This window comes from Variovorax sp. FG153 (assembly GCF_057809595.1).
The window spans coordinates 1-27,000 of sequence record NZ_JBMDKG010000024.1; the positions used below are offsets into that span (position 1 = coordinate 1).

Annotated in this window: 24 protein-coding genes; 10 read left to right on the top strand and 14 right to left on the bottom strand. The window is 72.1% G+C overall.

What is annotated here, in order from left to right; all coding sequences use genetic code 11:
* Positions 1-553: translesion DNA synthesis-associated protein ImuA (gene imuA / locus ACODT0_RS23770; RefSeq protein ID WP_489042448.1), on the bottom strand; the 553-nt coding region annotated here is incomplete at its 3' end.
* A gap of 232 nt (positions 554-785) precedes the next feature.
* Here imuA and ACODT0_RS23775 point away from each other — a divergent pair.
* Both ACODT0_RS23775 and ACODT0_RS23780 read left to right on the top strand, forming a co-directional pair.
* Positions 786-1,673 (top strand): CmcJ/NvfI family oxidoreductase, encoded by an 888-nt coding sequence (locus ACODT0_RS23775; RefSeq protein WP_256222617.1) that lies wholly within the window; start codon positions 786-788, stop codon positions 1,671-1,673.
* 14 nt (positions 1,674-1,687) lie between these two features.
* Entirely contained in the window at positions 1,688-2,296 is a 609-nt protein-coding gene (locus ACODT0_RS23780; protein WP_489042449.1) for a 2-hydroxychromene-2-carboxylate isomerase, read from the top strand.
* A 12-nt stretch (positions 2,297-2,308) separates the two neighbouring features.
* On the opposite strand, the gene ACODT0_RS23785 is transcribed toward ACODT0_RS23780, so the two are convergent.
* Positions 2,309-3,223: a LysR substrate-binding domain-containing protein gene (locus ACODT0_RS23785; protein ID WP_413764532.1), complete on the bottom strand. Its 915-nt coding sequence runs from the start codon at positions 3,221-3,223 to the stop codon at positions 2,309-2,311.
* A gap of 90 nt (positions 3,224-3,313) precedes the next feature.
* Positions 3,314-4,213, bottom strand: coding sequence for a LysR family transcriptional regulator (locus tag ACODT0_RS23790; RefSeq protein ID WP_479670138.1), 900 nt, complete (start codon positions 4,211-4,213; stop codon positions 3,314-3,316).
* A gap of 132 nt (positions 4,214-4,345) precedes the next feature.
* Here ACODT0_RS23790 and ACODT0_RS23795 point away from each other — a divergent pair, with 132 nt between their 5' ends.
* A complete protein-coding gene (locus tag ACODT0_RS23795) occupies positions 4,346-5,713 on the top strand; it encodes a M20 metallopeptidase family protein (RefSeq protein WP_479670139.1) in 1,368 nt (455 codons plus the stop codon).
* A 15-nt stretch (positions 5,714-5,728) separates the two neighbouring features.
* On the opposite strand, the gene ACODT0_RS23800 is transcribed toward ACODT0_RS23795, so the two are convergent.
* Positions 5,729-7,267 (bottom strand): sialidase family protein, encoded by a 1,539-nt coding sequence (locus tag ACODT0_RS23800; RefSeq protein ID WP_057596691.1) that lies wholly within the window; start codon positions 7,265-7,267, stop codon positions 5,729-5,731.
* Between the two features lie 268 nt (positions 7,268-7,535).
* Between ACODT0_RS23800 and ACODT0_RS23805 the strand changes: the two genes are divergently transcribed.
* On the top strand, positions 7,536-8,468 hold the full coding sequence (locus tag ACODT0_RS23805) for an aldo/keto reductase (protein WP_489042501.1): 933 nt from the start codon (positions 7,536-7,538) through the stop codon (positions 8,466-8,468).
* 6 nt (positions 8,469-8,474) lie between these two features.
* On the opposite strand, the gene ACODT0_RS23810 is transcribed toward ACODT0_RS23805, so the two are convergent.
* Positions 8,475-9,365, bottom strand: coding sequence for an alpha/beta fold hydrolase (locus ACODT0_RS23810; RefSeq protein WP_489042450.1), 891 nt, complete (start codon positions 9,363-9,365; stop codon positions 8,475-8,477).
* On the bottom strand, positions 9,362-9,922 hold the full coding sequence (locus ACODT0_RS23815; RefSeq protein ID WP_057596694.1) for a cytochrome b: 561 nt from the start codon (positions 9,920-9,922) through the stop codon (positions 9,362-9,364). The genes ACODT0_RS23810 and ACODT0_RS23815 overlap by 4 nt, the downstream gene beginning before the upstream one ends.
* 128 nt (positions 9,923-10,050) lie before the next feature.
* On the opposite strand from ACODT0_RS23815, the gene ACODT0_RS23820 reads away from it, so the two are divergent.
* On the top strand, positions 10,051-11,541 hold the full coding sequence (locus ACODT0_RS23820) for a glycosyltransferase family 2 protein (RefSeq protein WP_489042451.1): 1,491 nt from the start codon (positions 10,051-10,053) through the stop codon (positions 11,539-11,541).
* Here the strand turns inward: ACODT0_RS23820 and ACODT0_RS23825 are convergent.
* Positions 11,532-12,362: a DODA-type extradiol aromatic ring-opening family dioxygenase gene (locus ACODT0_RS23825; protein ID WP_057596696.1), complete on the bottom strand. Its 831-nt coding sequence runs from the start codon at positions 12,360-12,362 to the stop codon at positions 11,532-11,534. The two genes, ACODT0_RS23820 and ACODT0_RS23825, sit on opposite strands and share 10 nt — an antisense overlap.
* Positions 12,363-12,468: 106 nt before the next feature.
* Between ACODT0_RS23825 and ACODT0_RS23830 the strand changes: the two genes are divergently transcribed.
* Both ACODT0_RS23830 and ACODT0_RS23835 read left to right on the top strand, forming a co-directional pair.
* Positions 12,469-13,413, top strand: a complete 945-nt coding sequence (locus ACODT0_RS23830) for a LysR family transcriptional regulator (protein ID WP_489042452.1) — start codon at positions 12,469-12,471, stop codon at positions 13,411-13,413.
* A gap of 72 nt (positions 13,414-13,485) precedes the next feature.
* Positions 13,486-15,345, top strand: coding sequence for an ABC transporter ATP-binding protein (locus tag ACODT0_RS23835; protein WP_172705665.1), 1,860 nt, complete (start codon positions 13,486-13,488; stop codon positions 15,343-15,345).
* Positions 15,346-15,487: 142 nt separating this feature from the next.
* Here the strand turns inward: ACODT0_RS23835 and ACODT0_RS23840 are convergent, their stop codons facing one another.
* Positions 15,488-15,916, bottom strand: coding sequence for a VOC family protein (locus ACODT0_RS23840; protein WP_057596699.1), 429 nt, complete (start codon positions 15,914-15,916; stop codon positions 15,488-15,490).
* Between the two features lie 80 nt (positions 15,917-15,996).
* Between ACODT0_RS23840 and ACODT0_RS23845 the strand changes: the two genes are divergently transcribed.
* A complete protein-coding gene (locus tag ACODT0_RS23845) occupies positions 15,997-16,617 on the top strand; it encodes a TetR/AcrR family transcriptional regulator (RefSeq protein ID WP_422096668.1) in 621 nt (206 codons plus the stop codon).
* Positions 16,618-16,625: 8 nt separating this feature from the next.
* Here ACODT0_RS23845 and tssF read toward each other — a convergent pair whose 3' ends face one another.
* Both tssF and tssE read right to left on the bottom strand, forming a co-directional pair.
* Positions 16,626-18,515: a type VI secretion system baseplate subunit TssF gene (gene tssF / locus ACODT0_RS23850; RefSeq protein WP_489042453.1), complete on the bottom strand. Its 1,890-nt coding sequence runs from the start codon at positions 18,513-18,515 to the stop codon at positions 16,626-16,628.
* Positions 18,516-18,533: 18 nt separating this feature from the next.
* A complete protein-coding gene (gene tssE / locus ACODT0_RS23855; protein WP_082322005.1) occupies positions 18,534-19,094 on the bottom strand; it encodes a type VI secretion system baseplate subunit TssE in 561 nt (186 codons plus the stop codon).
* A 467-nt stretch (positions 19,095-19,561) separates the two neighbouring features.
* On the opposite strand from tssE, the gene ACODT0_RS23860 reads away from it, so the two are divergent.
* Together ACODT0_RS23860 and ACODT0_RS23865 are read left to right on the top strand one after the other, a co-directional pair.
* Positions 19,562-20,962: a DUF2868 domain-containing protein gene (locus tag ACODT0_RS23860; protein WP_489042454.1), complete on the top strand. Its 1,401-nt coding sequence runs from the start codon at positions 19,562-19,564 to the stop codon at positions 20,960-20,962.
* Positions 20,959-22,386, top strand: a complete 1,428-nt coding sequence (locus tag ACODT0_RS23865) for a GTPase/DUF3482 domain-containing protein (protein ID WP_489042455.1) — start codon at positions 20,959-20,961, stop codon at positions 22,384-22,386. Before ACODT0_RS23860 ends, ACODT0_RS23865 begins: the two co-directional genes overlap by 4 nt.
* Before the next feature lie 227 nt (positions 22,387-22,613).
* Here ACODT0_RS23865 and ACODT0_RS23870 read toward each other — a convergent pair whose 3' ends face one another.
* Genes ACODT0_RS23870 through ACODT0_RS23885 form a run of 4 tightly spaced genes read right to left on the bottom strand, consistent with a single transcriptional unit; the run spans position 22,614 to position 26,954 of the window.
* Positions 22,614-24,836, bottom strand: a complete 2,223-nt coding sequence (locus ACODT0_RS23870) for a xanthine dehydrogenase family protein molybdopterin-binding subunit (RefSeq protein WP_489042456.1) — start codon at positions 24,834-24,836, stop codon at positions 22,614-22,616.
* Positions 24,837-24,839: 3 nt separating this feature from the next.
* Positions 24,840-25,835: an FAD binding domain-containing protein gene (locus ACODT0_RS23875; RefSeq protein WP_413763124.1), complete on the bottom strand. Its 996-nt coding sequence runs from the start codon at positions 25,833-25,835 to the stop codon at positions 24,840-24,842.
* Complete coding sequence (locus ACODT0_RS23880; protein ID WP_489042457.1) at positions 25,828-26,475, bottom strand: (2Fe-2S)-binding protein; 648 nt, start codon at positions 26,473-26,475, stop codon at positions 25,828-25,830. Before ACODT0_RS23880 ends, ACODT0_RS23875 begins: the two co-directional genes overlap by 8 nt.
* Positions 26,476-26,498: 23 nt before the next feature.
* On the bottom strand, positions 26,499-26,954 hold the full coding sequence (locus tag ACODT0_RS23885) for a DoxX family protein (RefSeq protein ID WP_057597412.1): 456 nt from the start codon (positions 26,952-26,954) through the stop codon (positions 26,499-26,501).
* Positions 26,955-27,000: the final 46 nt, after the last annotated feature.

The following is a 27,000-nucleotide window of genomic DNA, read 5'->3' on the forward strand; positions in this document are numbered from 1 at the left end:
CGCAGCGCGCGATGCGCAGCCGCAGCCGCGCGGGCGAGGCCGACTGCGCCACCGCCTCGGGCCGGCAGACGAACAGCAGCGCCTCGTGCTGCGCGGCCGCGAGCTGCAGCCGCCGCAGCTCGCCCACGCGCGCCTGCGGCAGCCAGGCCAGCACCGCGCCCACCTCGGCGCAGCGCAGCGCCTGCTCGCAGGCCCACAGCCGCGCGGCCGCGGCCTCGCTGCGCACCCACATCAGCGCCTCGGGCCGCAGGCCATGGGCCGCGAGCGAGGCGCCGAAGGGTTCGCGCGGCGGACCGATCAGCACCACGGGGCCGCCGCGCGCCGCCACCGACTGCACCAGCGCGGGCAGCAGCAGCCGCCAGACATGGTCCTCGGGCGCGGCCTGCAGCAGCTCGCTCATGGCACCGACCGGCCAGCCGCCGCCCGGCAGCTGCGCGTCGAGCGCGGCATGGCCGGTGCCGATGACCTGCGCGTCGGCGCTGCCGAGCTCGTCGGCATGCCAGACGCCGCGGCCGGCGGCGGGAGAGAGGGAGGCGAGGGAAGGAAGGCCCATGATGAAACTGTTAACTGTATTTTTATCCAGTATTTCAGGGGTTCGCAATCGGGTCGGCAAATTTCTTTGCGGGGCCCCTTCTCCCATTCCGATGGCTCATGCGATGGCGCCAAGATCTCGTTTGAAGCCCCGCGCCGAAGCCGCTCCAATGACTTCACGAAGAATGGTCCTCGTGGCCGCGGCGGATGGGCTGCAGCGGTCGCCAGCGGGCCATGTTCCAGGAGCCCCAGGAATGCACGCCACCCTTTCCCATTCCCCACCCGCCGGCTCGGCCATCGCCGCCGCGCCGCTGCCCGCCAGCGGCGACATCGAGGCCGGCCTCAACTACCTGCGGCCGACCGCGCTGCGGCCCTACAGCTACGCCTTCACGCCGCCGCCCGGCCTGCCTTGGGAGAGCGGCGAGTACGAGCGGATCGCCATGCCGATCGCCGATGCCCGCGGCCGGGCGACCCACATCGAGCGCGAGGGCTTCGAGCTGCGCGAGGCGCCGACCGCGGTCGCCGACTTCCTCGACGACGCCGAGGTCCAGGCCGTCTACTACCCCGAGCTGGCCGCGCTCGCGCTCGCGGTCACCGGCGGCGCGCGCGCCCACGTGTTCGATCACCTGGTGCGACAGCGCGAGCCCGAGCGCGCCGCGCTGAACTTCGGCCGCGGCAAGACCGACGGCAAGGCCGCCGCCAACGGCCGCATCCACAACGACTACACCGAGGAATCGGGCCGGCGCCGGCTCGCGCTGGTGCTCGCGAGCGCGGCCGAGGCCGCCGCCGTGCGGCGCTACTGCATCGTCAACATCTGGCGCTCGATCGCCGGGCCGGTGCTCGACACCCCGCTGGCCGTCTGCGATGCGCGCACGGTGATGGCGCGCGACCTGGTGAACGCCGAGGTGCGCTATCCGAAGCGCACCGGCGAGATCTACCTCGCCACCCATGCCCCCACCCACCGCTGGTCGTACTTCTCGCGCATGGACCGGCACGAGGCGCTGGTGTTCAAACAGTACGACGCGCAGCTCGGCGGCGTCGCGCGCTTCACGCCGCACGCGGCCTTCGACCATCCGCTGGCGCCGGCCGACGCCCCGCTGCGCGAAAGCATCGAGGCGCGCTGCCTGGTGGTGTTCGAGTGAGGGAGGCCATGGCCATGAACGCACTCACGCTCGATTTCTGGTTCGACTTCGGCAGCAACTACAGCTACCTCAGCGCGATGCGCATCGAGCAGGCCGCCGCCGCGCACGGCGTCGCGCTGCGCTGGCAGCCCTTCCTGCTCGGGCCGGTGTTCCGCGCGCTGGGCTGGGAGACCTCGCCCTTCGTGCTGCAAAAGGAAAAGGGCGACTACGTCTGGAAGGACATGGTGCGCCAGTGCCGCAAGTACGGCCTGCCCTGGCGGCGGCCTAGCAACTTCCCGCGGGCCGCCGTGCTGCCGCTGCGCATCGCGCTGGCCGGCGCCGGCCAGCCGTGGATCGGCGAGTTCTGCCGCCGCACGATGCAGCTGAACTTCGCCGAGGACCGCGACATCGACGCGCCCGAGACCATGGCCGCGCTGCTCGCCGACATGGGCCTGCCGGCGCACCGCGTGATCGACGAGGCGCTGTCGGACGCCAACAAGCTGCGCCTGCGCCGCCAGACCGAGACCGCGATGGAGAAAGGCATCTTCGGCGCGCCCACCTTCTTCGTCGGCGAGGAAATGTTCTGGGGCAACGACCGGCTCGACGATGCGCTGGCATTCGCCCGCGCGCAGGCCGGCGCCTGAACCCCAACGGTCTCAGCGCGGCGCGGCGCCCTTGGCTTCCGCCACCAGCCACTCGGCCACGTGCCGCACCTCCTCGCGCGGCCGCGGCTCGGCCTGGATCAGCCAGTAGGCATGGCCCGAGGGCTGGGCCGGCGACGCGGCCTCCACGCGCACCAGCCGCCGGTCGTCGAGCAGCGGCTGGATCAGCTCGAGCCGCCCGAGCGCCACGCCCTGCCCCGCCATCGCGGCCTGGATCAGCTGGTCGTACTGGTTGAAGCGCAGCATGCCGCGCGGCTTCGCGTCGGCCCAGCCGGCCGCGGCCAGCCAGTCGCGCCACTGCAGCCAGGGCCGCTGCGCATCGTCGAACTCGAGCAGGTTCAGCGCCGCGATCGCCTCGGCCGAGGTCAGCGGCGGCAGCGCCAGCGAGGGATGCGCCACCGGCGCCACCGTTTCGCCGAACAGCCGCACCGCGCCCGCCGGCGCCAGCGCGGGCGTGGTGTAGCGGATCGCGAGGTCGATGCCCTCGTTGCGCAGGTCGGCCACGCGGTTGTTGGCCGAGACGCGCACGTCCACGCCCGGATGGATGTCCTGCACCCGGCTGAGCCGCGGCAGCAGCCACAGCCCCGTGACGCCGATGCTCGCGCTCAGCGTCACCGGCCGCTGCGCGCCGGTGCGGCCGATCTCGCCCATCACCTCCTGCAGCTGCTGCACCACCGCATCGGCGCTGCGGAACAGCCGCTCGCCCTCGGGCGTGAACGAGATCGAGCGATGGCCGCGCACCAGCAGCTTCACGCCCAGCTGCGCCTCGAGCGCATGCACCTGCTTGCTGACCGCCGACTGCGTCACGCACAGGTCCTGCGCCGCCAGCGAGATGCTCATGCGCCGCCCCACCGCGACGAAGCCGCGCACGAGGTCGAGCGAGGACAGGCGGACGAGCGGGAGCGGCAAGCCCATGGCGGATGCGGCGGGATGGCGAGGGTGGAATGGGATTGGAGCACAGGCACCGCCGCGTGTCTTCGCGCCAAATGAGCCGGCTGGCTACCGTCCCCCCGCCGCCACCCCGTCCGCCACCACCTTCAACGACTGCGAGAACGCCCGCGCCGCCGGCGTGAGCGCCGCGGGGTCGCGCATCAGCAGCGACACCCGCACCTGGGGCAGCCTGTCCGCGACCTGCAGCGCGACCAGCCCGCGCGCCGCCGCCGCATGCCTGAACAGCGAGGCCGCGGCCAGGGTCAGCGCGCCGGACTTCTTCACCAGCGTGATGCCGAGCTGCCACGAATGGCAGATCACGATGTCGCGCGGCGGCGGCAGGCCGGCCGCGGCGAAGTGGCGGCGCAGCAGCTCGACGCCGTACCAGGGCACCACCCACATGGCCTCGTGCAGCTTCGCCATCGAGCGCACGCGCGCCAGCGGATGCTTCGCGCCGGCCACCACCGCGAGCGGGAACTCGAGCAGCGTCTCGCGATGCACGCCGTCGCCGGCATCGGGCTCGAGTTCGCCGAGGATCGCGAAGTCGAAGTCGCCTCGGCTCCAGAGGCCCTTCACGTCGGCGCCGCTGAGCTCCTGCAACTCGAGCGCGACGCCCGGCCACTTGCGGCGGAAGTCCTGCAGCGCGTCGGGCAGCAGCCGCTCGACCGCGAACGAGCTGAAGGCGACGCGCAGCAGGCCGCCAGCACCGTCGCGCAGCTGGGCGATCTCGTCCTCGGCGCGGCGCACCTCGTTGGCCAGCAACCGCGCGCGCTGGAGCAGGGCCTCGCCGATCACGGTGAGCGACACGCCCTGGGCGCTGCGCACCAGCAGTTGCGCGCCCACGCTCTGCTCGAGCTCGCGCATCGCGTAGGTCATGGCGGGCTGCGTGAGGCCGGCCACGCGCGCCGCGGCGCGGATGCTGCCGGCCTCGGCGATCGCTTCGAAGATCTTCAGATGGCGCAGGTTCATGGGAGGACGAGGAATGGGGTGATCAGGGATTTTGATCGCCCTGGAGTTTTTCGAGTCTTTTCCGATGCGCCGGCTTTCGCTATGGTCGACCCGCCTCGACACATTCCTTCACCCTTCCTTCTGCAGCCACCCATGAAACTCCGCTCCCGCTTCGCCCTGCTGATGCTCTCCGGCAGCCTCTTCCACGTCGCGGCCTCGGCCCAGACCGCCCCGGGGCCCGATGCCGGCCATGCGCTGACGGCACGCGCGCTGGCGCTCGCCGATGCCTCCGAGGCGCAGGTGATCGAATGGCGCCGCCATGTGCACCAGCATCCGGAGCTGTCGTACCAGGAGGTGCAGACGGCCGCCTACATCGCGGCGGCGCTCGCGAAGATGCCCGGCATCGAGGTCCAGACAGGCGTCGCCAAGACCGGCATCAAGGCGGTGCTGCGCGGCGGCAAGCCGGGCCCGGTGGTGGCGCTGCGCGCCGACATGGACGCGCTGCCGGTGGCCGAGCGCAACGAGCTGCCGTTCCGCTCGACCGTGAAGGCGCCCTGGCTCAACAGCGACGTGCCGGTCTCGCACGCCTGCGGTCACGACACGCACGTGGCCATGCTGCTGGGCGCGGCGCAGGCGCTGTCGAAGGTGCGCGACGAACTGCCGGGCACGGTGGTGTTCCTGTTCCAGCCCGCCGAGGAACAGGGCCCGGGGCCGGTGGCCAGCGGCGCGCCCGCGATGGTCAAGGCCGGCGTGCTCGACAACCCGAAGGTCGACGTGGTGATGGGCCAGCACATCAGTGCGCGCGCGCCCTCGGGCACCATCAGCTACCGGCGCGGCAGCCTGATGGCCAGCGGCGACGTGTTCAAGATCGCGCTCAAGGGCAAGGGCGGCCACGGCTCCTCGCCCTGGACCGCGAAGGACCCCACGCTGGCCGCGGCCGAGATCGCGCTGGCGCTGCAGAACATCGTGAGCCACCAGATCGATCCGCTCGACGGCCCGACCGTGGTGACCGTGGGCCTGCTGCAGAGCGGCAACCGCGTCAACATCCTGCCCGACACGGCCGAGATCGCCGGCACGGTGCGCTCGCTGTCGCAGAAGAACCAGAAGACCGCGCACGACGCCATCCGGCTCAAGGCGCAGAAGATCGCCGAGAGCCACGGCCTCGCGGCCGAGGTCACCATCGACACCGGCTACGAGGTGCTGGTCAGCGATCCGGCCGCCACGCAGGCCGTGACGCAGGCGCTCGAGACCGCGGCCGGCCCCGGCAAGGCGCGCGAGTCGCAGCCGAGCATGGGCTCGGAGGACTTCGGTTCCTTCGGCAAGAACATCCCGATCGTGTTCTGGCACCTCAATGCCTCGCCCTTCGCCGACCGCAACGGCGCGCCCAACCATTCGTCCGAGTTCGTGATCGACGAGTCGGCGCTGCGCGTGGGCGTGCGCGCGCTGGTGGGCAGCACGCTGGCGTACATGAACCGGCCGGCCGGTGGGGCCGCGGGGGTCAAGGTCTCGCAAGCGCAGTGAAGACCGCGCGACGCTTCAGTTGTCCTTGACGATCTTCCAGCTCTTGCCCTCGTCCGCGGAGCGCAGGATCAGGTTGTCGGGCAGGAAGGCGATCAGGGAGCCGTCGGAGCGGTCCACCATCATCTGGCGCACGGCCTGCGGCCCGGTGACGCTCGGTGAGCTGCCGGTGTGCGTCCAGCTCTTGCCGCCGTCGCGCGTGGTCATCAGGCCCATCGGCCCGGGCATGAATCCGGGCGCGATCGGCGCCACCGCATAAGCGGTCTGGCGATCCTTGAAGGCGATGGTCACGACGAAGCGGCTGGTGTTGAGGTCGGTCCAGGTCTGACCCCAGTCCGGCGACAGCATGGTGGACTTGGTGAAGATCGCCGTCTGCGACACCAGCGTGCCGTCGGGCAGCGCGTTCACGTCGAGGGTGGACTGGCCATTGCTCGAACGCGTCAGCGTGCGGCCGTCGGTGACGTGAAGGTCGCCGTTCGGCATCATCACGCCGGCCCGCTCGGGCGTGCCGAAGGCCATGCTGCGCATCCACGGCACGTTGATCGAGCGCGTGTCGGAGAACTCGCCGAGCTTGCGCCACCCGGCGCCCGGGTCGGCGGACGCGTAGACCTTCCATTGGCTGTCGCTGCGCGAGATCACCACCAGGCTGCCGTCGCGCATCGGCTGCGCCATCTGGATCAGGCCGTCGTCGGGCGGCAGCAGATCCTTCCAGGTGTCGCCCTCGTCGCTCGACAGGCGCAGCAGGCCCTCCTCGCCGGCCACCAGCAGGCCCCCGCGGTACGGCCGCACCGACAGCACCTCGCGCCAGGTCTTCGCATCGATCTCGCGCCAGCGGCTCTCGCCGCTCTTGCGCCACAGCACCTTGCCGAGCTTGGCGCCGGCCATGAACTCGCCGTCGGCGGTCTGCGCCAGACCGTGCCAGGCGGACGCGAGCCGCTTGAGCTGCGGCGCCAGCGCGGCGCGGCGATGCAGGTCGGGCGAGAAGATGAAGCCGTGCTGCGGGCGATCGCGCGTCTGCGCCGCGAGCGCGGGATAGAGGGTCTCGAAGGTCTTCTGCAGCTCCTCCTCCGGCCGCACGTAGGCGACGACGAAGCGCGTGCCCCCGCGCGGCTGGATCAGCAGGGTGCCGAGCAGCGTGACCTCGTCGCGTACCACGTCGAAGCTGCCGAACTTCGCATCGATGGGGAAGGTGTAGTTCATGTTGCCCGAGCCGCCCGCCGCGTGCTTGATGATGTAGCGGCCCGGCGCGACCATGCCGCTGAACACGGCCGTGGTGTAGGTGGAATGGCGCGTGCGCCGCAGCACCACCATGTCCTGGCCGGTCTGCTTCTCGCCGGGCTCGAGCACGCGCTGCAGGTGCAGGGTCCACAGCGTTTCGGCCGGGTCGTTCTCGCCGGGGCTGTTGGTGATCAGCTTCATCACCACGGCGCCTTCATGGCCCGTCAGGGTCTGCTCGGGGGCGATCGGCGGCGCGACGCAGGCGGCCAGCAGGGCCGCGGCCAGCAGCAGCACGAATCCGCGCAGCAGGCGGACGATGGGTCGGGGAAACGGGGTCACGGTCGTGGCTCTCTTGTTGGAATGGTTTTGCGGGATGGCTCCGGCGGATCGCTCGATCGATCGACGGCCGGACGGCAGGCCCTCCACCTGCGGACGCGGACGATACATTCGGGAACATCCGCGGGCAATCCACCGGACGAAGGTGTTGCATCGGCGCCAATCGGAGGCCCGCTGCGCGAGGGCGAGGCCGGTGCTATCGTCGATGCCACCCTCCCCCATGAAGCCCTCCGGCCCGACGTCCTCCTCGCGGCCCGCGCTCGCGGCGCCGATGCATCGCGCGCAGTTCCTGCGGCTCGCCGCGGCCCTGCCCGCGAGCGCCGCGCTGAGCGCGTTCGCGCAGCGGCCGGCCGGGTCCACGCCTGCGCCGACCATGAACACCCGCCCCATCCCCTCCACCCAGGAAGCGCTGCCCGTGATCGGCTGCGGCACCTGGATCGGTTTCGACCAGCGTCCCGGCAGCGAGGAATACCAGCGCCTCACGGGCGTGCTCGAGGCGCTGTTCGCCGCGGGCGGCACGGTGATCGACAGCTCGCCGATGTACGGCCGCTCCGAGGAGAGCACCGGCGAGCTGCTGGCCGCCACGGCGGCGGCACGCGGCGCTCGGCGCCCCTTCCTCGCGACCAAGGTCTGGACCTCGGGCCGCGAGGCCGGCATCGCGCAGATGGCGCAGTCCTTTGCGCGGTTGCGCACCGAGCGCATGGACCTGATGCAGATCCACAACCTGGTCGACTGGCGCACCCAGCTCGCGACCTTGCGCGAATGGAAGGCGCAGGGCCGCGTGCGCTACCTGGGCATCACGCACTACACGGCCTCGGCCTACGACGAGGTCGAGGCGGTGCTGCGCGCGCAGCCGCTCGACTTCCTGCAGATCAACTATTCGCTCGACGCGCGCGCCGCCGGCGAACGGCTGCTGCCGCTGGCGGCCGAGCGCGGCGTGGCGGTAATCGTCAACATGCCCTTCGGTGGCGGCGGCCTGCTGCGCCGGCTGCGCGAGCGCGCGCTGCCGGGCTGGGCCGCGGAGATCGGCTGCGCGAGCTGGGCCCAGGTGCTGCTGAAGTTCGTGCTGAGCCATCCGGCCGTGACCTGCACCATCCCCGGCACCAGCCGCGCGGCGCACATGGTCGAGAACGCGGCGGCCGGCGCGGGGCCGGTGCCCGACGCGGCCTTCTGGAAACGGCACGCGGCCGAGGTGCTGGGCTGACGCCGCTCAGCAGTCGAGGAAGTCGGCCACGTGCCGGTTGAACTCCTCGGCACGCTCGTACTGCACCCAATGCCCCGCGCCGTCGACCACGGCGCCTTCGCGCTGCGGTCCCTCGGCCACAAGCCGCGCCACCAGCGCGCGCGAATCGGCGGTCACGTCGAACTCGCCCCAGAGAAAGAGCTTGGGCCCGGGAATCTCGGCCAGCGCCGCCTGCAGGCCGCCGCGGCGCGACACCTCCTTGCTGCGAAAGCGCGTGCCGTGGCACGCGATGTCGTGGATCTCGAAGGCCAGCGGATCGGCACGCGACATGTCGTGCAGCATCAGCGCGCCGAGGTTGTGCAGCAGCGCGGCGCGCTCCGCCTCGCGGTCCTGCGCGAGGCGCCAGTTGATCATCTCCACCGCCATGCGCCGCATCGTGCCGTGGCCGCCGCTGCCCACCAGCAGCATGCGGCGCACCGCGCGCCGGTGCAGCGCGAACTGCGAGGCCACGACGCCGCCGAAGGAGAAGCCGCCGAGGTCGATCGGCGTGCCGGCGCCGATCAATGCATCGAGCGAGCCGGCCAGTGCCGCGAGCGAGGGCGCGAGCGGATGCTCGTCGGGCGCCGGCGGGGGCGGCGTGCCCGAATCGTTGAAGCCCGGCATGTCGGGCAGCCACAGCGCGCGCTCGGCCGACAGGGCCTCGGCATTGCGCAGCCAGTGCATCCAGCTGCCATGGCCGCCATGCAGCAGCACCAGCGGCGGATGGGCGCCGCCGTCGGCGGGACCGAAGCGGCGCCAGCGGATGCGCACGCCGGCCTGCTCGATGTCGTGGTGGGTCGACAGCGCATCGACGCGCGCGATGACGGCGCGGGCTTCTTCCTCGGTCGCGGCCGAGAGTCCGGACGGGCCCGCGCTCACGGCAGCATCCTCTGCAGTTCGGCCTCGCCATCGAGGAACTGGTGCTTGAGCGCACCGACCAGGTGCAGCGCGAACAGCACATAGAGCACATAGCCGGCCCAGGTGTGCACGCCGCCCAGCACGGTGTGGAGGTTCTCCTTGGCGGCGGCCTCGATGTCCATGATCCAGCCGATGCGCGGCCATTCGAACAGGCCGAACAGCTGCATCGGGTGCGTGGCCGCGTCCTTCCAGGCCGAGTCGTGCATCCAGCCCGACAGCGGCAGCGCGATCATCACGAGGTACAGCGCGCCATGGGCCGCATGCGCGCCGATGCGTTCGAGCCGGCCGTAGCTGCCGGGCATGGCCGGAGGCCGATGGGTGGCGCGCCACAGGATGCGCAGGATCACCAGCCCCAGCACGGTGATGCCGATCGACTTGTGGGTGTCGATGGCCGGGCGCACCCAGTCGTCGGGAAAGCGGTCGACCGAGAGGATCAGCGCGATGTTGACGATCATCAGCAGTGCGATGATCCAGTGCAGCGCGATGGCGGTGCGTGTGTAGCGATGGTGAGGGGGCATGCGGGAATTTTCGGCGGGAGTCCGACTCAGCCTGTCAGGCGCGCGATTGTCCGGTCTTCGGCCTCGGACATTCGAAACCGCCGGCCCGTTCCGTGCGTACACCTTCCCATCGCCCTGGCGCCCCTGTCTTGAACGACCTGCTCCGCTCCGCCTTCGTCGCCGCATCGCCGCGACTCTCGCCCCCCGCCACGCCGCTGCGAAGCTGGCTCATCCATGGCGGCGTGCTGCTGCTGTGGGGCCTGCTGTTCGCCATGGCCTTCCGCCTGGGCAACGTGCAGGCCTGGTCGGTGGGCGTGGCCTACGTGCTCTACGACACCGTGCTGCTGCTGTTCGTGGGCTGGCAGACGCTCGCGATCCTGCGCCCGCGCGGCATCGCGCTGGCCTCGGCGCCGCTGCCGCATCCCGCCGTGGCCCCGCACCGCGCCACGCTGGGCGTGATCGTCGCCGCGCACGACGAGGCCGCGGTGCTGCCCGTGACGCTGGCCGCGCTGCTGGGCCAGACCGATGCGCCCGACCGCATCGTGATCGCCGACGACGGGTCGACCGACGGCACGGCCGAGCTGCTGACCACGCGCTACGGGCTCGAGGCGCCCGAGCCGGGGCAGCTCAGCGCCGCCAGCACCCTGCATCCCAACCTGCACTGGCTGCGGCTGCCGCACGGCGGCAAGGCAGTGGCGCTGAACGTCGCGGTGCTGTGCATAGACACCGAGACCGTGCTCACCGTCGACGGCGACACCCTGCTCGACGCGCGCGCCATCGCCGCGGTGCGCCGCGCCTTCTCGGACGAGCCCGCGCTGGTGGCGGCCACCGGCGTCATCACGCCGGTGTGCAGCCGCACGCTGGGCGGTCGGCTGCTGCAGTGGTTCCAGACCTACGAGTACATCCGCAACTTCCTCTCGCGCTATGCCTGGATGCGGGTCGACGGCCTGCTGCTGATCTCGGGCGCCTTCGCGGGCTTCCGGCGCGACGCGGTGCGCGCCGTGGGCGGCTTCGACACCGACTGCCTGGTCGAGGACTACGAGCTCATCCACCGGCTGCACCGCCATGCCCAGGCGCACGGCCTCGACTGGCGCGTGCGCGTGCTCGGCGACGCGCAGGCGCGCACCGACGCGCCCAGCAGCGTGGGCGCCTTCCTGCGCCAGCGCCGGCGCTGGTTCGGCGGCTTCCTGCAGACCCAGTACTGGTACCGCGCGATGGTGGGCGACCGCCGCTACGGCTGGCTCGGCACCGCGATGCTGCCGGTCAAGGCCATCGACACCCTGCAGCCGCTGTACGGCCTCGCGGCCTTCGGCCTGCTCGTGATGTACCTGGTGCGCGGCGACTTCGGCGTGCTGCTGCCCGCGGCCGGCGTGATCGCCGCCAAGATCGTGCTCGACCTCGTCTTCCACCTGTGGTCGGTGCACCTGTACCGGCGCTGGGTCGGCCACGGCGGCGAGGCCGGCATGCTGCAGGCCTTCGCGGCCGCGCTGATCGAGCCCTTCACCTTCCAGCTGCTGCGCCACACGGGCGCGGCCTGGGGCTGGTGGACCTTCCTGACCGGGCGCGGCACCTGGGGCCGGCAGCAGCGCGTCGGGCTGGTCGATTCAGACGGCGCCGAGCGCCGGGTCGATCAGAAGTAACCCGCGCCGCCGAAGCGATAGCTCGACACCACGAGGCCGCCCATGAAGGCCTCCTCGTGGTACACGCGCTCGCCCGCCTCCTGCTCGGCCGCCCCCACCGCCACCATCAGCGGAATCAGGTGCTCCTCGCGCGGATGCGCCATGCGCGCCGAGGGGGCGGCGGCCCAGTCCCGCAGGCGCTGCACGCGTTCCGCCGGCGCGGCCTCGACCGAGGTGGCGTCGAGCCAGTCGCCGAAGGCCTTCGACACGCCATGCGCCTGCGGCCCGAAGTTGCGCAGGTTGTGATAGCTCAGGCCGCTGCCGACGATCAGCACGTCCTCGTCGCGCAGCGGCGCGAGCGCGCGGCCCAGCGCGATGTGCTCGGCCGGGTCGAGGCCGCGGCGCAGCGAGAGCTGCACCACCGGCACCTCGGCCTGCGGATAGATCGCGGCCATCGGCGAGAACATGCCGTGGTCGTAGCCGCGCTCGGGATCGACGGCGGCCGGCAGCCCGGCCGCGGCGATCAGCGACTGCACGCGCTGCGCGAGCGCGGGCGAACCGGGCGCGTCGTAGTGCACTTCGTAGGTGTGGGCCGGGAAGCCGCCGTAGTCGTAGATCATCGGCGGACGCGGATTGCCCTGCACCGTGAACACCGGCGCCTCCCAGTGGGCCGAGACCATGAGGATGGCCTTGGGCGTGCGGCCGAGCTGGCGCGGCATGTCGGCCAGCGCGGCGGCGAGCCGGTCGTAGGTGGCGCCCATCTCGCGCTTCATCCAGGGCCAGGGGCCGCCGCCGTGCGAGATGAAGTAGGTGGGCAGGCGATTCGGGTTGTCGTGGGTCATGTCGTTGCTTCCTTGAATTGAAGGCGTTGCAGCGACTGTAGATATTTCCTGCGAGGAAATCGACAGGCTACGATTCATCGAATCGTTTCTCCAGAGGAAATCATCGATGGACCGCATGACCAGCCTGCGCGTGTTCCGCGAGGTCGTCGAATCGGGCAGCTTCGTGGCCGCCGCCGAGCGGCTCGGGCTGTCGGCGCCGATGGCCAGCAAGCACGTGGCGCAGCTCGAGAAGTCGCTGGGCGCGCGCCTGCTGCACCGTTCGAGCCGCCACCTGAGCCTGACCGAGGCCGGTACCGCCTGGTACGAGCAGAGCCGGCGCGCGCTCGACCTGCTCGATGCCGCCGAGGCCGCGATCGGCCAGACCCGCGAGGCGCCGCGCGGCCAGCTCAAGCTCAGCGCGCCCGTGTGGTGCGCCACCGCGCGCTTCGCGCAGGTGCTGGCCGACTACCGCGCGCGCTATCCCGAGGTGCTGCTCGACATCCACCTCGAGAACCGCAAGGTCGACCTCGCGGCCGACGGCTACGACCTCGCGCTGCGCGCCACGCAGGAGCCCTCGCCCGCGCTGATCGCGCGGCCGCTGTGCCGCGTGCCCTTCTTCCTCGCGGGCACGCCCGAGTACCTCGCGCGCATGGGCGGCAGCCCCGCGGTGCCGGCCGAGGTGGCGCGGCTCGGCGCGATCGTGCCGAGCTACGTGGCGCTCGACCATCTCGCACTGCAGGGGCCGGGCGGGCGCATGTTCCCGCTGCGGCTCACACCGGTCATGCGCTCGGACGACACCACGCTCACGCTGCATGCGGTGCGCGCGGGCATGGGGGTGGCGTTCATGCCGGGCTGGCTGCTCGAGGACGACCTCGCGCAGGGCCGGCTGGTGCGCCTGTTGCCCGACCACGAACCGCACCCGGTGACGCTGTTCGCGGTCTACACCAGCCGCCAGTACATGGCGCCCAAGCTGCGTACTTTCATCGACTTCCTCGGCGAGCGGCTCGCGGCGCTCGAACCAAAGACCGCGCCCGTTCCCGCCACTTCGTCGCGCAAACCACGCAGAAGCTGAAGAAACGCACCTTTTCAGGGCAAGGTCATGCGCTCACGGCTACAGTCTTCGGCTCTTCGGGAGAGTCAGTCCTTGTTCCGTTTCTTCGAAAAACTTCTACACCCCTACCCCGCCGCCGAACCTCCGCTTCCGCCGCAAGGCTTCTTCGCCTTCCTCTGGGCCTGCACGCAGGGCGTGCGCGGCAAGATCCTCGCGATGGCGGTGCTCACCGCCGTGATGTCGACCTTCGAGGCGCTGCTGTTCGCGCTGCTCGGACGCGTGGTCGACTGGCTCGGCGGCCAGGCGCCCTCGCGCCTGTGGGAAGACCGCGGCACCACGCTCGCCTGGATGGCCGGGCTGCTGGTCGCCAGCATCGCGGTGGTCGCGCTGCAGACCATCGTCAAGCACCAGACGCTCGCGATCAACCTGCCGATGCGGCTGCGCTGGAACTTCCACCGCCTGATGCTGGGCCAGAGCATGGCCTTCTACCAGGACGAGTTCGCGGGCCGCATCACGGCCAAGGTGATGCAGACCGCGCTCGCGGTGCGCGAGACCGTGTTCGTGCTGGCCGATGTGCTGGTGGCGATGGGCGTGTACGTCGCGACCATGATCGTGCTGGTGGGCGTGCTCGACACGCAGCTGATCTGGCCGTTCCTGATCTGGCTGGCCTTCTACATCGGCGCGCTGATCTACTTCGTGCCGCGCCTGGGCGCGGTCGGCAAGGCGCAGGCCGATGCGCGCGCGCTGATGACCGGCCGCGTGACCGATGCCTACACCAACATCGCGACGGTGAAGCTGTTCTCGCACACGCAGCGCGAGGCCGGCTTCGCGCGCGACGCGATGCGCGAGTTCATGCACACGGGCTACGGCCAGATGCGGCTGGTGAGCGCCTTCGAGATCGTCAACCACACGCTGAGCATGGGCCTGACCGCCGGCATGGCGGGCACGGCGCTGTGGCTGTGGTCCACCGGCGCGGTCGGCGTGGGCGCGGTGGCCGCGGCCACCGCCATGGCGCTGCGGCTGCAGGGCATGTCGCACTGGATCATGTGGGAGATGACCAGCCTGTTCGAGAACATCGGCACGGTGCAGGACGGCATGAAGACGCTGTCGCGCCCGCGCGCCGTGCTCGATGCGCCGGGCGCGAAGCCGCTCGAGGTGCCGCGCGGCGAGGTGCGCTTCGAGCATGCGAGCTTCCGCTACGGCGCGGCCGGCGGCCGGCGCGTGATCGAGGACCTCACGCTGACCGTGGCGCCCGGCGAGAAGATCGGCCTGGTGGGCCGCTCGGGCGCCGGCAAGTCGACGCTGGTGAACCTGCTGCTGCGCTTCCACGACCTGGAGAGCGGCCGCATCCTGATCGACGGCCAGGACATCGCGCTGGCCACGCAGGATTCGCTGCGCAGCCACATCGGCATGGTGACGCAGGACACCTCGCTGATGCACCGCTCGGTGGCCGACAACATCGCCTACGGTCGCCCCGACGCGACGCCGGCCCAGATCGAGGCCGCCGCGCGCCGCGCCGAGGCGCATGACTTCATCGGCACGCTGGGCGACGCCAGCGGGCGCCGCGGCTACGAGGCCCATGTGGGCGAGCGCGGCGTGAAGCTCTCGGGCGGCCAGCGCCAGCGCATCGCGATCGCGCGCGTGATGCTCAAGGACGCGCCGATCCTGCTGCTCGACGAGGCCACCAGCGCGCTCGACTCCGAGGTCGAGGCCGCGATCCAGCAGAGCCTCTACACGCTGATGGAAGGCAAGACCGTGATCGCGATCGCGCACCGGCTGTCCACCATCGCGGCGATGGACCGGCTGATCGTGCTCGACGAGGGCCGCGTGGTGGAGGAAGGCGACCACCGCACGCTGATGGCCAAGGGCGGGCTCTATGCGCGGCTGTGGGCGCACCAGAGCGGCGGCTTCCTGGGCGACGCGCTCGACGAGGAAGAGGCGGCACTGGCCTGAAAAGGCGGGATCGGGCAGCCGAACGCAGAAGGAAGACAAGAACTACGCAGAAGTCGCAGAAGGAATTCCAATTTTTGGTCTTCTCTTCTGCGACTTCTGCGTGACCTTCGCGACCTCTGCGTTCGGCTGTCCGCTCCCGCATTCAGACAGGCAACGCCCCCGCCTCGTACTGCGCCACGAACTCCCCGCTCGGCGGGATCGGCTTGATGATGTCGATCAGCACCCCGTTCGGGTCGCTGGTGATGAAGTGGCGCTGGCCGAAGGCCTCGTCGCGCAGCGGCAGCAGCACCGGCAGGCCGGCCGCGGCCAGGCGGTCGTGCACCGCGTCGGGATCGTCCACCTCGAAGTTCAACAGCAGCCCGCCCGCCACCTTGCCGCGGCCCGCGGCGGGAATGGTCTCGTGCCGGCCGTCGAGCACCGCGAGGTTGACCGAGGGCTCCCCCTCCAGTTGCAGGTGCACGTACCAGTCGCTCGTGAACAGCGGCGCGAAGCCGAAGTGGCGCTGGTAGAAGTCCGCCGTGCCGGCGACGTCATTGGTCATGATGACCGGGTAGTAGCTCGTGACTTTCATGAGGGGCTCCTTGAGATGGCTGAAACTGACATACAGTCTGTATGTTTGATTGAATATACATACATACAGTCTGCATGTAAATGACCTCCAAGATCATCCGGACCAACAAGGAGCGCACCGAGACCACGCGGCAGGCGCTGACCGAGGCGGCGCGTGCCCTCTTCGTCGACCAGGGCTATGGCCAGACCTCCACGCCCGACATCGTGGCCGCGGCCGGCATCACGCGCGGCGCGCTCTACCACCACTACGCCGACAAGCGCGACCTGTTCCGCCATGTGCTCGAGCAGGAGTCGCGCGCGGTGGCCGCCGAGATCGCGGCCGCCACGCCCGAGGCGCTGGCGCCGCGCGAGGCGCTGCTGGCCGGCAGCGACGCCTACCTGCGCGCGATGACGGTGCCGGGCCGCACCCGGCTGCTGCTGATCGACGGACCGGCCGTGCTCGGCATGGCGGAGATCATGGCGATGGACGACGCGAACGCCGCCCATTCGCTGCGCCAGGGGCTGGCCGAGGCCGGCATGGGCCGCGGCGAGGTCTCGCTCGATGCGCTCTCGCAACTGCTGTCGGCCGCCTTCGACCGCGCCGCGCTCGAGATCGACGCGGGCGCCGATGCCACCGAGGTGCGCGACGCGATGCGCTGGCTGCTGCGGCAGGCGCTCGGCGCGGAGGCGCCCGCCAAAACCGCGCCCAGGCGCAAGAACTAGAGCGAGCGCTAGACGATCCCGCGCCCGCCCATGCGCACCGGCCAGCGCGCGACCGTGCCGCGCTGCAGCGATTCGAGCGTGGTCTGCGTGAAGACGTTGATGCTCACGTGGCGCGCGAGATAGCGCTCGAGCACGAGCCCGAACAGGTAGGGGCTGGCGCCCGAGAAGCCCTGTTCGTCCACGCTCAGCGTGCAGGCCACGCCGCGGCCGTAGACCAGCGGCCCATGGCCCGGCAACCGGCGCGTGACCGGCGCGATGCGCGAGCCCACGAGGGCGTCGACCTGCAGCCGCATCGCCTCGTCGTCGCCCGCGACGAACAACCGCAGCATGTCGCGCAGTGCCTGCGCGCCCTCGAGCCGCGGCAGGCCGGCCAGCGGCAGGTGGTTGAAGCCCAGTTGCCGGATCAGCCGCCAGGCGATCTCGCGCTGCGCGAACGGCGGCCGCGGCATGCTCGGCGGGCGCACCAGCCCCACCGCCGACACCGGCATCGACTCTGCCGCCGCGAGGTCGCTGCGGCCGTTGCGCGGCACCAGGCACGGCAGGTCGCGGTTGGTGAGCCAGGCCTGCGCCCACAGGCTGCGCAGGCCTTCGGGGTACGGCGCCTCGTGCTGGTCGACCAGCGACACGAACGCCTCGCTGCCGATGTACGGCGTGCGCGTGCCGTGGCGGCGCGCGGTGTCCGACACCAGCCGCGGCTCGCGCCGCAAAGAGAAGTAGCGCCCGTGGTTGCCCTGGTCCTCGTTGAGCGTCTGGTAGAGCGGCCGGAACTGCGTCGGGGCCGTGGTCCCTGGCTGCTGGCCGCTCAGCTGCTCGACCGCGTAGACCTCGAAGTCCAGCGGGCGCGAGCGGTCTGGCACGAGGTGGAACTCGGTGCGCGCGGCATCGAGTTCGATGCGGTCGGTGCGGCGCTGGAACAGGTTGACCACCGGCGTGGCGAACAGGGCGAACTGCGCCGCGTCGACCAGGCTTGGCGCCAGCCCGGGGCTCGCGGGCGATCGCGCGAGCAGCACCACGATCTCGGCCTCGCGCCCCTCGATGCGCGACAGGCCCGGCGCGAGTTGCGTCAGCGTGAAGAAGAGAAAGCGCTCGGGGCAGGCGAAGTATTCGTGCAGCAGGTTGTGGCCATGGAGGCTGTTCCATGCCGGCGGCAGCAGTCCCTCGCCGGGCTCGAGGCCCTCGTGCACCAGCGCCTCGTGCACGACCACGTGCGGACGCTCGCCGAGCCGTCCGGGCGTGCCCGTGACGGTGGCGACGGCCGCGGTGTGCAGCAGCTCGAACAGGTGCGAAGCCAGGCGCGCATCGCCGACGAGGCAGACCGGCAGCCGGTCGAGCCCGGCCAGCGCGGAGAAACCGAGCGGCCCGATCGTGCGCAGGCGCAGCCGCAGCGCGCCGCCGACCTGCACCTGCGGCGGCAGATGGCGCTCGAGCGCCGGCAGGTCGGGCGGCGCGCCCGCGAGGCTGGCCTGCGCGATCTCGATCGGCCACAGCGTCACGGCCTGGCTCGAGCGGAACTCGCAGGGTGTCTGCTCGCCCGGCGCCACCTTCGCATGGAAGGCCGTGCCGCGCGGCACCACGAAGCCGCGCCGCAGGTCGCCCTCGTTCGCGCTCGGGTGCAGCTGCGCCACCGCCATCGAGGGCGTGGGGCTCAGGTAGTGGGGATGCATCACTTCGAGCAGCCGCTGCGTGAAGCGCGGGAACTCGGCATCGAGCTTGATCCGCATGCGCGCCGACAGGAAGCTGAAGGCCTCGATCAGCCGCTCGACGTAGGGATCGGCCACCTCGATGCCCTGCATGCCGAGCCGGTGCGCGATCTTCGGATGGGCGGCGGCGAACTCGGCCGCGGCCTCGCGCATGTAGCCCAGTTCCTGGTTGTAGGCCTCGAGCATTCGGGGGTCCATGGGGGTGCTCCAGGTGTCTCAGCGCGCGGAGGGCGCCACGCTCACGCGGCGCGACTCGAGGTCCAGCGTGCTGTGCACCATGAACTCGAGCGGACAGGGCCGCAGGTCGATCAGCGCATGGATCTCGAAGCGCAGTTCGTTGCCCGCGAGGCCCGCGCCGGCCAGCGGCACGATGCGCAGCGACTGGGCGATCAGGCGCGGCTCGTAGTCGCGGATCGCGCGCCGCAGCATGCGCTCGAGTTCGCTCCAGCGCCGCTGCGACGCGGGGCCGCCCGCGAACGCCGGCAGGCCGAAGTTCAGCGTGGAAGCCGCGGCCAGCGCATGGCGCGCGCGGTCGATGCGGTCCTCGGCGCTGGTGGTGTCGAGCAGGATGGAGAGGTCGCGCCGCACGATCTCGCGCAGGCGCGCGGGGCTCGCCGCGACGTCGGACATGGCGTCGCGCCGCTGGCTCGGCGCCTCGTCGCGCAGGCGGTCGAACAGCGTGGGCAGCAGCCACGCATGCGGGCGCCGCGCGGGCGCGAAAGCCGCTCGCGCCACGCGCGCGCCGGGATGCACGGGATCGATGGAATCGTCGGACATGGTCGCTACCTCCGCCAAGGCCGCCGAGTGTGGCGGCGCCCGCGATGCGGCAGTGCAAACAATGGTCACGCCGCCGCGCGCGGGGCCAGACAGGCCCGCGAAGCGGGAGATATGTCATGACCGGCCCCGCAAGTCCTACAGAACCCGCCGCCCCTCGCCGACACCTCCCGCACCCCTTGCGCCGCGATGCTGACCCCATCGTCAACAACGTGGAGTGCTCGCGGTGAATTCCATCATCTACATCGTCGGTCTGGTCGTCGTCATCGTGGCCGTGCTTTCGTTCTTCGGCCTGCGCTGAAAGACGTCAGTCCCCCTCGAACCATCCACACGCCAGAAAGAACGGGGCCGCCACGCGGCCCCGTTTCGCTTTGGGACGCCGGGCATAATCCGCGCGCTGAGCCGCCCTCGGCCGAGGGCGCATTCGCCGGCACCGAGCCGGCCCCGCCTCCGTTCGCGAAGGGACGCTGTTGACCACCACCGCACTGCGCGAGACCCCAGACTTTTCCGATGCGGTGATCACCGAGGCGATCCGATGGGCCGAGCAGAACGGCCCGCTCGACGACGCGCAGGCCATGCGCATCGCCGCGCAGGCGCCGCACACGCCGGCACGCATCGCCGAACGTGCACGCCTGCTCGGCGAACGACTGGGCCTGCAGGCCGAACTGCGGCGCGCGCGCCAGTGGTCGCCCTGGGTGCTGCTCGGGCTCGTGGCCCTCATCGTCGTCGCCGGCCTCGCGCTCGCTGGCAACGTGGTGGGCGGCAGCGAACGCCACATCAACGTGATCGTCGCGCTCGTGAGCCTGCTCGGGGTGCACCTGCTGACGCTGCTGCTGTGGCTGCTCGGGCTGTGGCTGCCGCTGGCCTCCTTCAGCGCGGCGTCGCTGGGCTGGATCTGGCTCTCGCTGACCGCGCGCGTGGCCGGCGGCCGGCATGGCCAGGCGCCGCTGCTGGTGCGCGCCACCACCGGCCTGCTGGGTCGCGCGAAGCTGCTGCCCTGGGCCTTCGGCATCGTGAGCCACGGCATCTGGTCGCTGTCCTTCGCGGTGGTGCTGGCAGCGATGCTGTTCGCGCTGGCCTTCCGCAGCTACACGCTGAGCTGGGAGACCACGATCCTCGATCCGGCCTTCTTCGTGCGCGCGGTCGACGCGCTGGGCTGGGCGCCGTCGCGCCTGGGCTTCCCGGTGCCCGACGCCGCCACCGTGCTGGCCGCCACGCCGCCGGCCTCGGGCCAGCGCACCTGGGCGCTGTGGCTCACGGGCTGCATCCTGACCTACGGCCTGCTGCCGCGCCTCGTGCTGCTGGGCTGGAGCGCCGCCGTGTGGCGCCTGCGCCGCCAGGCGCTGCGGCCCGCGCTCGACGCGCCCTACTACCGCCAGCTCGCGGCCCGCTTCGCGGCACTCGCGCCCAGCGCCATCGTCGATGCCGATCCGGGCCGCCGCGCGCGCGAGGCGCCCGTGGGCCTCGCGCCCTCGGACCTGCGCGACCTGCGCGTGCTGGTCGGCTTCGAGCTGCCGCCTGACATCGCCTGGCCGCCCGAAGGCCTGCCCGCGGACCTGCGGCTCGAGCGCATCGACGGCAGCGCCCCCGAGCGTCGCGCGCTGCTCGACCGGCTCGCGCTCGCGCGGCCGCGCAGCGTGGTGCTGGCCTGCCGCGCGGCCGCCAGCCCCGATCGCGGCACCGAGCGCTTCGTGCGCGACCTGCTCGCGCACAGCGGCGAATGCCGCCTGTGGCTGATCGCCGAGGACGGCAACGAAGGCCCGGCGATCGCGCGCTGGCTCGCCTGGCTGCGCGACGCCGGCCTCGACCGCGTGGCTGCGGGCACCTCGCTCGCCGAGCTGCTGGGCGCCATCGACAGCGTCGCATCATGAGCGACCCGATCCGCATCGCCGTCGTCGGCCACACCAATGCCGGCAAGACCTCGCTGCTGCGCACGCTCACGCGGCGCATCGATTTCGGCGCGGTGTCCGACCGCCCCGGCACCACGCGCCATGTCGAGTCGGTCGACCTCGAGATCGACGGCCGCCCCGCCGTGCGCTTCTACGACACGCCGGGCCTCGAGGACGCGGTGGCCTTGCGCGAGCATCTCGCGCACATCGATCCCGCGGGTCAGGCCACGCCGCCCGAGCGCATCCGCCGCTTCCTGCAGGGCCCCGAGGCACACGGCGCCTTCGAGCAGGAGGCCAAGGTGCTGCGCGCCATGCTCGACATCGACGCCGCCTTCCTCGTGATCGACGTGCGCGAACCGGTGCTGCCCAAGTTCCGCGACGAGATCGAGCTGCTCAACGCCTGCGCGCGGCCGGTGCTGCCGGTGCTCAACTTCGTGCGCGACGCGGCCAGCCGCGAGGCCGCCTGGAAGGAACTGCTCTCGGCCTACGGCCTGCACGTGCAGGTGCGCTTCGACGCGGCGGCGCCCTTCGTGGGCGCCGAGCGCGATCTCTATGGCGACCTCGCGACGCTGCTGCGCGACCGGCGCGAACTGCTGCGCGGCGTGGCCGACGCGCTCGAGGCCGAGGCCGCGGCGCGGCGCCGCGCGGCCGCCGCGCGCGTGGCCGAGTTGCTGGTCGACGCCACCGCGCTGCGGCGCAGCGTGCCGGCCGCCGAGTTCGCCGATCCCGCGCGCCGCGACGCGCTGGTCGCCGCGCTGCGCAGGACCGTGTTCGACAAGGCGCAGCGCTGCGCCGACGACCTGCTCGCGCTCTACGGCTTCCGCCAGGGCGACGCGGCCGAGGCGCCGCTGCCGATGATCGAGGGCCGCTGGGCGCTCGACTTCTTCAATCCCGAGGCGATGAAGGACGCGGGCCTGCGTCTGGGCAAGGGCGCGGCCATCGGCGCCGCGGTCGGCGCGGTGGCCGATCTCGCGGTGGCCGGCCTCTCGTTGGGCGCCGGCGTGGCGCTGGGCAGCGCGATCGGCAGCGCGGTGTCGCAGGGCTGGGGCCCGCTGGGCCGCAAGCTCGCGAACAAGCTGCGCGACGTGCACGAGCTCACCGTGGAAGACGGCGTGCTGTTCACGCTCGCGGCCTGGCAGCTGCAGCTCGCACGCGCGCTCGAGCGCCGCGGCCATGCGGCCACGCAGCGCATCGAGGCGGTGGACGGCGGCGCCGACGCGGCCGGCGAGGCCATCGCCGCCGCGCTGCGTGCCGCGCAGCCGGCGCGCAGCCATCCCGAATGGGAGAGCGGCCAGGGCGCGGCCGGTGCCTTGCAGTCGGTGCGCGCGCTGTGGCGTCCCGCGCCGCAACGCGAGGCGCTGGTGGCGACGCTCGCGGGGCTGCTGCAGGGCGGCTTCGACGTTTGAGACGTCGTCGCGATTCGATCGGGATCGGGATCGGACAGCCGTACGCAGAGGACGCGAAGGTTTCGCGAAGGACGCGAAAGAACAGCCTTTGAAGGTGGGTTGCGCGTCCGCGAAGATCGCGCTTCCTCATGAGGGCCGCGGGCCATGCGCTACGGCAACCCAACTTTTCTGTCTTCCTTTTGCGCCCTTCGCGAAACCTTCGCGTCCTCCGCGTCCGGTTCCCGCATTCAGTCCAGCAGATCCTCCAGCAGCAGCGGCAGCCGCCGCAACCGCTTGCCCGTGGCATGGAACACCGCGTTCGCGATCGCGGGCGCCACGCCCACCATCGCGACCTCGCCGAGCCCCTTCACGCCGAGCGCGTTGAAGCGCGTGTCGGGCTTGCCGACGAAGCCGACCTCGATGCGGCCGATGTCGGCCGCCACCGGCAACACGTACTCGGCCAGGTCGGCGTTGAGGAAGCCGCCATGGCGCGGATCGACCTCGCTGGCCTCGCGCAGCGCGGCGCCGATGCCCCAGACCACGCCGCCCTCGACCTGGCTGCGCGCGGTGCGCGGACTCGCGACCGCGCCGCAGTCGGCCACGCTCACCACGCGCGGCACGCGGATGCGGCGCGTGGTCGGCTCGATGCGCACCTCGACGAAATGCGCGATGAAGCTGAAGCCCACGTAATCGGGATAGACCGGCCCGGCCGCGGCCGGCAGCCCGCCCGTGAGCCGGCCATAGACCTGCTCGGGCTGGCCGGGCGCGCGACGCCGGCTCTCGGCCTCGGCCTGCGCGCGGCCCGAGGCGCGCAGCAACTCGAGCGCGGTGGCGTTCGCGCCCGCGCCGGGCGCGTGTGCGCGCAGGTCCTCCATCAACCGCTGCGCCGCCTCCTGCACCGGCGGCAGCGCGGTCGCGGTGCCCCAGGAGCCGGCCGTCAGGTGCTGCGGCGCGGCGCCGGTGTCGCCGAGCACGATCTCCACCGCGGCCACCGGCGCGCCGAGCACGCGCGACACGGTGAGCGCGATCGCGGTGCGCATGCCCTGCCCCATCTCGTGTCCGCCCACCGCCACGCGCACCCGGCCGTCGCCGGCCAGGCTCACGGTGGCGAAGGCCGGCGCCATCGCAGCCTTGTAGGCGCCCACGGCCACGCCCCAGCCGATGCGACTGCCGTCGGCGGCGCGCATCGAGCCCGGCGCCATGTCGCGCCGCGCCCAGCCGAAGGCCTCGCTGCCCTGCACCAGGCATTCGGCCAGGTGGCGCGAGGAGAAGGGCTTGCCGCTCAGCGGATCGACCGCGGTGTCGTTGGCGAGCCGGAAGGCCACCGGGTCGCGGCCCAGCAGGCAGGCCATCTCGTCGACCGCGCTCTCGAACGCGAAGGCGGCCGGATGCTCGAAGGGCGCGCGCATGTAGCCCGGCGTCTGCACGTCGGTGCGCACCAGCCGGTCGCGGCCGAGGAAGTGCTTCACGCCGTACAGCCGCGAGGTGATCTCGCTGCCACTCGAGGGAAAGAGGTCGTGGCGCGAGGTCTGCTGGTCGATGTCGTGCACCGCCGCGACCAGCCGGCCCTCGCGGTCCGCGCCCAGGCGCACGTGGTGCCGGCTCGCGGGCCGGAAGCTGGCGTTGTGGAACAGCTGCGCGCGCGTCAGCACCAGCTTGACCGGCCGGCCGAGCTCGCGCGCGGCGATCGCCACCGCCGCGGTGTGCGACTGCAGCGAGTTCTTCTGGCCGAAGCCGCCGCCCAGCGTGGGCGAGAGCACGCGCACGCGCGCCGGCTCGATGCCGAGCTGCTTCGCGAGGCCGTGGCGCACGCCCTCGGCGTTCTGCGTCGGCTCGCGCACGGTCAGCACGCCCTCGTTCCATTCGGCCACGGTCGCGATGATCTCCATCGGGTTCTGGTGCTGGATCGGCAGCTCGTAGCGCGCCTCCACCGTGAAGGCCGCCGCGGCCAGCGCGGCCTCGGCATCGCCCACGCGGCGGTCGGCGAACATCGGCTGCGGCAGCAGCGCGGACTGGGCCTGCGGCTGCGCGTCGGGCGCGTCGATGCCCGCGACGAAGGGCTGGGCCTCGTAGCGCACTTCCACCAGGGCCGCTGCCTCGCGCGCGGCTTCGAGCGTGTCGGCGACCACCATCGCGACGGTCTGGCCGCGGTAGGCGATCTGCGCCGAGCGCAGCGGATAGAAGCTCTGGAAGCCGAAGCCGCCGCCCATCAGGAAGCCGCCCGATTCGAAGGCGCCGATGTTCTGGTGCGTGTAGACCTTGCGCACGCCGCGCACGCGCTCGGCGACGCCGGTGTCGATGCGCGCCACGCTGCCGCGCGCGATGCGCGACGGCACGAGCGCGGCATGCAGCAGGCCGGCGCGCGCATCGTCGGCCGCATAGCGGGTGGCGCCGCGCACCTTGTCGTGCGCATCGACGCGCTCGGCACCGGGCCGCGCGCCGCGTTGGGGGTTCTGGATCGTGGTTGCCATGGTTCAGCTCCTGTCCCGGGCCAGCATCAGCGCGTCGGTCACCGTCTCGATGCCGAGCGCCACCTTGAAGCCGTTGTGTTCGAGCGGCTTCGCCTGCGCGAACGCGATCTCGGCCGCGCGCCGCGCCGCGGCCTGCGTGAAGGGCCGCCCGACCAGGCTGCGCTCGGCCTCGAGCGCGCGCCACGGGTGCGTGGCCACGCCGCCGAGCGCGATGCGCGCATCGACCACGCGGTTGGCGCGCAGGTGCAGGCCCACGGCGGCCGAGGCCAGCGCGAAGGCATAGGACTCGCGGTCGCGGATCTTGTGGTACGTGGAGGCCCGCCCCGCCGGCGTGCGCGGCACGCGGATACGCACGATCAGCTCGTCGGCCGCGAGCACGGTCTCGAGGTGCGGCGTGGCGCCGGGCGCGCGGTGCAGTTCGCGCACGGCCACCGTGCGTTCGCCGCGCGGGCTCAGCGTGTCGACCTGCGCATCGAAGGCCGCGAGCGCCACCGCCCAGTCGCCCGGGTAGACCGCCACGCAGGCCTCGCTGCCGCCGAGCACCGCATGGCCGCGGTTCACGCCGGCCAGCGCCGCGCAGCCGCTGCCGGGCACACGCTTGTTGCAGGCGAACTCGGGGCCGCCGCGGAAATAGGCGCAGCGCGTGCGCTGCAGCAGGTTGCCGCCCACGCTCGCCATGTTGCGCAGCTGCTGCGAAGCCGCCTTCCACAGCGATTCCGACAGCGCGGTGAACTCGCGCTGCACCACGGGATGCTCGGCCACGTCGCTCATCGCGGCGAGCGCGCCGATGCGCAGTTCGGCCCGGTCGCTGGCGTCGATCTCGCGCAGGCCCTCGATGCGGCCGATGTCGACGACCGTGGCCGGCGCTTCCACGCCGAGCTTCATCAGGTCGAACAAAGTGGTGCCGCCCGCGAAGTAGCGCGCGCCGGGCTGGCTGCGCGCCAGCAGCTGCACGGCCTCGGCGCTGCTGCGCGGCCGGTGATAGGCGAAGTCATGCATGGCGGCGGCCCTCCATGGCTTCGGTCTCGGCGCGCATGCGCGGGGCGGCATCGCGGATCGCCTCGAGGATGCCGGCGTAGGCACCGCAGCGACAGAGGTTGCCGCTCATGTACTCGCGGATCTGCGCCTCGCTGGTGGCGTGGCCCTCGCGCACGCAGGCGATGGCGGCCATCACCTGGCCCGGCGTGCAGTAGCCGCACTGCAGCGCGTCGTGGTCGACGAAGGCCTGCTGCATCGGATGCAGCGTGCCGTCGGGCGCGGCGATGCCCTCGATGGTGGTGACGGCGCAGCCGTCGGCCTTCACGCCCAGCGTGAGGCAGGAGGCGACGCGCCGGCCGTCGAGGTGCACGGTGCAGGCACCGCACTGGCCGTGGTCGCAGCCCTTCTTGGCGCCGGTGAGGCCGAGCTGCTCGCGCAGCACGTCGAGCAGCGAGGCGCGCGGCTCGAGCTGCAGCGCATGCGGCTGGCCGTTGATGACGACGCGGGTGTCGATGCGCGGCGGCGCGGGCGTGGCCGTGGCCTCCTGCGCGCTCGCCAGGCCGGTGCCCGCGGCACCGGCGGCGCCGGCCGCGGTGCTCATCATGAAGGTGCGCCGGCTCAGCGCGGGCGCGCCGGTGCCGGGGGATGGGGTGGGGTTCATCGTGGCGTCCTTTCTTCTTCTGCTCAGACCTCGCGCCCGATGCGCGCATCGAGCGACAGCCGGCCGCCGCCGCGCGCCAGCAGGCACAGCGCGATGAAGAACAGCATCAGCGGGTATTCGAAGCCGCGGTCGATCCACGGGAAGGTCGGGCCCATCACGTAGCAGATGACCAGCATCTGCACCGCGACCATCGCGGCGACCACGCGCGTGAACAGGCCGGCCGCCAGCATCAGCCCGCCCACGCCCTCGAGGAGGGCGACGAACCAGCCGAGCAGCTCGGCGCCCGGCAGGTGCAGCACGTTGGCGATCAGGTTGACCGAGCCCTTCATCGGGTCGGCCATGCTGCCGTGGCTGCGGCCCAGCAGCTTGGGCAGGCCGTGGGTCACGAGCATCAGGCCGAAAGCCAGGCGCAGCAGCGCGTAGCTCAGCGGCTCGAAGCGGTCATAGGTGCCGCGCAGGCGCGGAAAGATCAACTGCATGGGGGTCGCTCCTCGGAAGGAAAAGGTGACGAGGCGCGGCGGGATG

What these genes read in the sequence shown, in the direction of transcription:
- ACODT0_RS23780 (WP_489042449.1), top strand. Translation starts at nt 1,688, where the DNA reads ATGAACGCACTCACGCTCGATTTCTGGTTCGACTTCGGCAGCAACTAC.
- ACODT0_RS23865 (WP_489042455.1), top strand. Translation starts at nt 20,959, where the DNA reads ATGAGCGACCCGATCCGCATCGCCGTCGTCGGCCACACCAATGCCGGC.
- ACODT0_RS23795 (WP_479670139.1), top strand. Translation starts at nt 4,346, where the DNA reads ATGAAACTCCGCTCCCGCTTCGCCCTGCTGATGCTCTCCGGCAGCCTC.
- ACODT0_RS23775 (WP_256222617.1), top strand. Translation starts at nt 786, where the DNA reads ATGCACGCCACCCTTTCCCATTCCCCACCCGCCGGCTCGGCCATCGCC.
- ACODT0_RS23885 (WP_057597412.1), bottom strand. Translation starts at nt 26,954, where the DNA reads ATGCAGTTGATCTTTCCGCGCCTGCGCGGCACCTATGACCGCTTCGAG.
- ACODT0_RS23875 (WP_413763124.1), bottom strand. Translation starts at nt 25,835, where the DNA reads ATGCATGACTTCGCCTATCACCGGCCGCGCAGCAGCGCCGAGGCCGTG.
- ACODT0_RS23825 (WP_057596696.1), bottom strand. Translation starts at nt 12,362, where the DNA reads ATGACCCACGACAACCCGAATCGCCTGCCCACCTACTTCATCTCGCAC.
- ACODT0_RS23880 (WP_489042457.1), bottom strand. Translation starts at nt 26,475, where the DNA reads ATGAACCCCACCCCATCCCCCGGCACCGGCGCGCCCGCGCTGAGCCGG.
- ACODT0_RS23830 (WP_489042452.1), top strand. Translation starts at nt 12,469, where the DNA reads ATGGACCGCATGACCAGCCTGCGCGTGTTCCGCGAGGTCGTCGAATCG.
- tssE (WP_082322005.1), bottom strand. Translation starts at nt 19,094, where the DNA reads ATGTCCGACGATTCCATCGATCCCGTGCATCCCGGCGCGCGCGTGGCG.
- ACODT0_RS23790 (WP_479670138.1), bottom strand. Translation starts at nt 4,213, where the DNA reads ATGAACCTGCGCCATCTGAAGATCTTCGAAGCGATCGCCGAGGCCGGC.
- tssF (WP_489042453.1), bottom strand. Translation starts at nt 18,515, where the DNA reads ATGGACCCCCGAATGCTCGAGGCCTACAACCAGGAACTGGGCTACATG.
- ACODT0_RS23840 (WP_057596699.1), bottom strand. Translation starts at nt 15,916, where the DNA reads ATGAAAGTCACGAGCTACTACCCGGTCATCATGACCAATGACGTCGCC.
- ACODT0_RS23805 (WP_489042501.1), top strand. Translation starts at nt 7,536, where the DNA reads ATGCATCGCGCGCAGTTCCTGCGGCTCGCCGCGGCCCTGCCCGCGAGC.
- ACODT0_RS23845 (WP_422096668.1), top strand. Translation starts at nt 15,997, where the DNA reads ATGACCTCCAAGATCATCCGGACCAACAAGGAGCGCACCGAGACCACG.
- ACODT0_RS23815 (WP_057596694.1), bottom strand. Translation starts at nt 9,922, where the DNA reads ATGCCCCCTCACCATCGCTACACACGCACCGCCATCGCGCTGCACTGG.
- ACODT0_RS23870 (WP_489042456.1), bottom strand. Translation starts at nt 24,836, where the DNA reads ATGGCAACCACGATCCAGAACCCCCAACGCGGCGCGCGGCCCGGTGCC.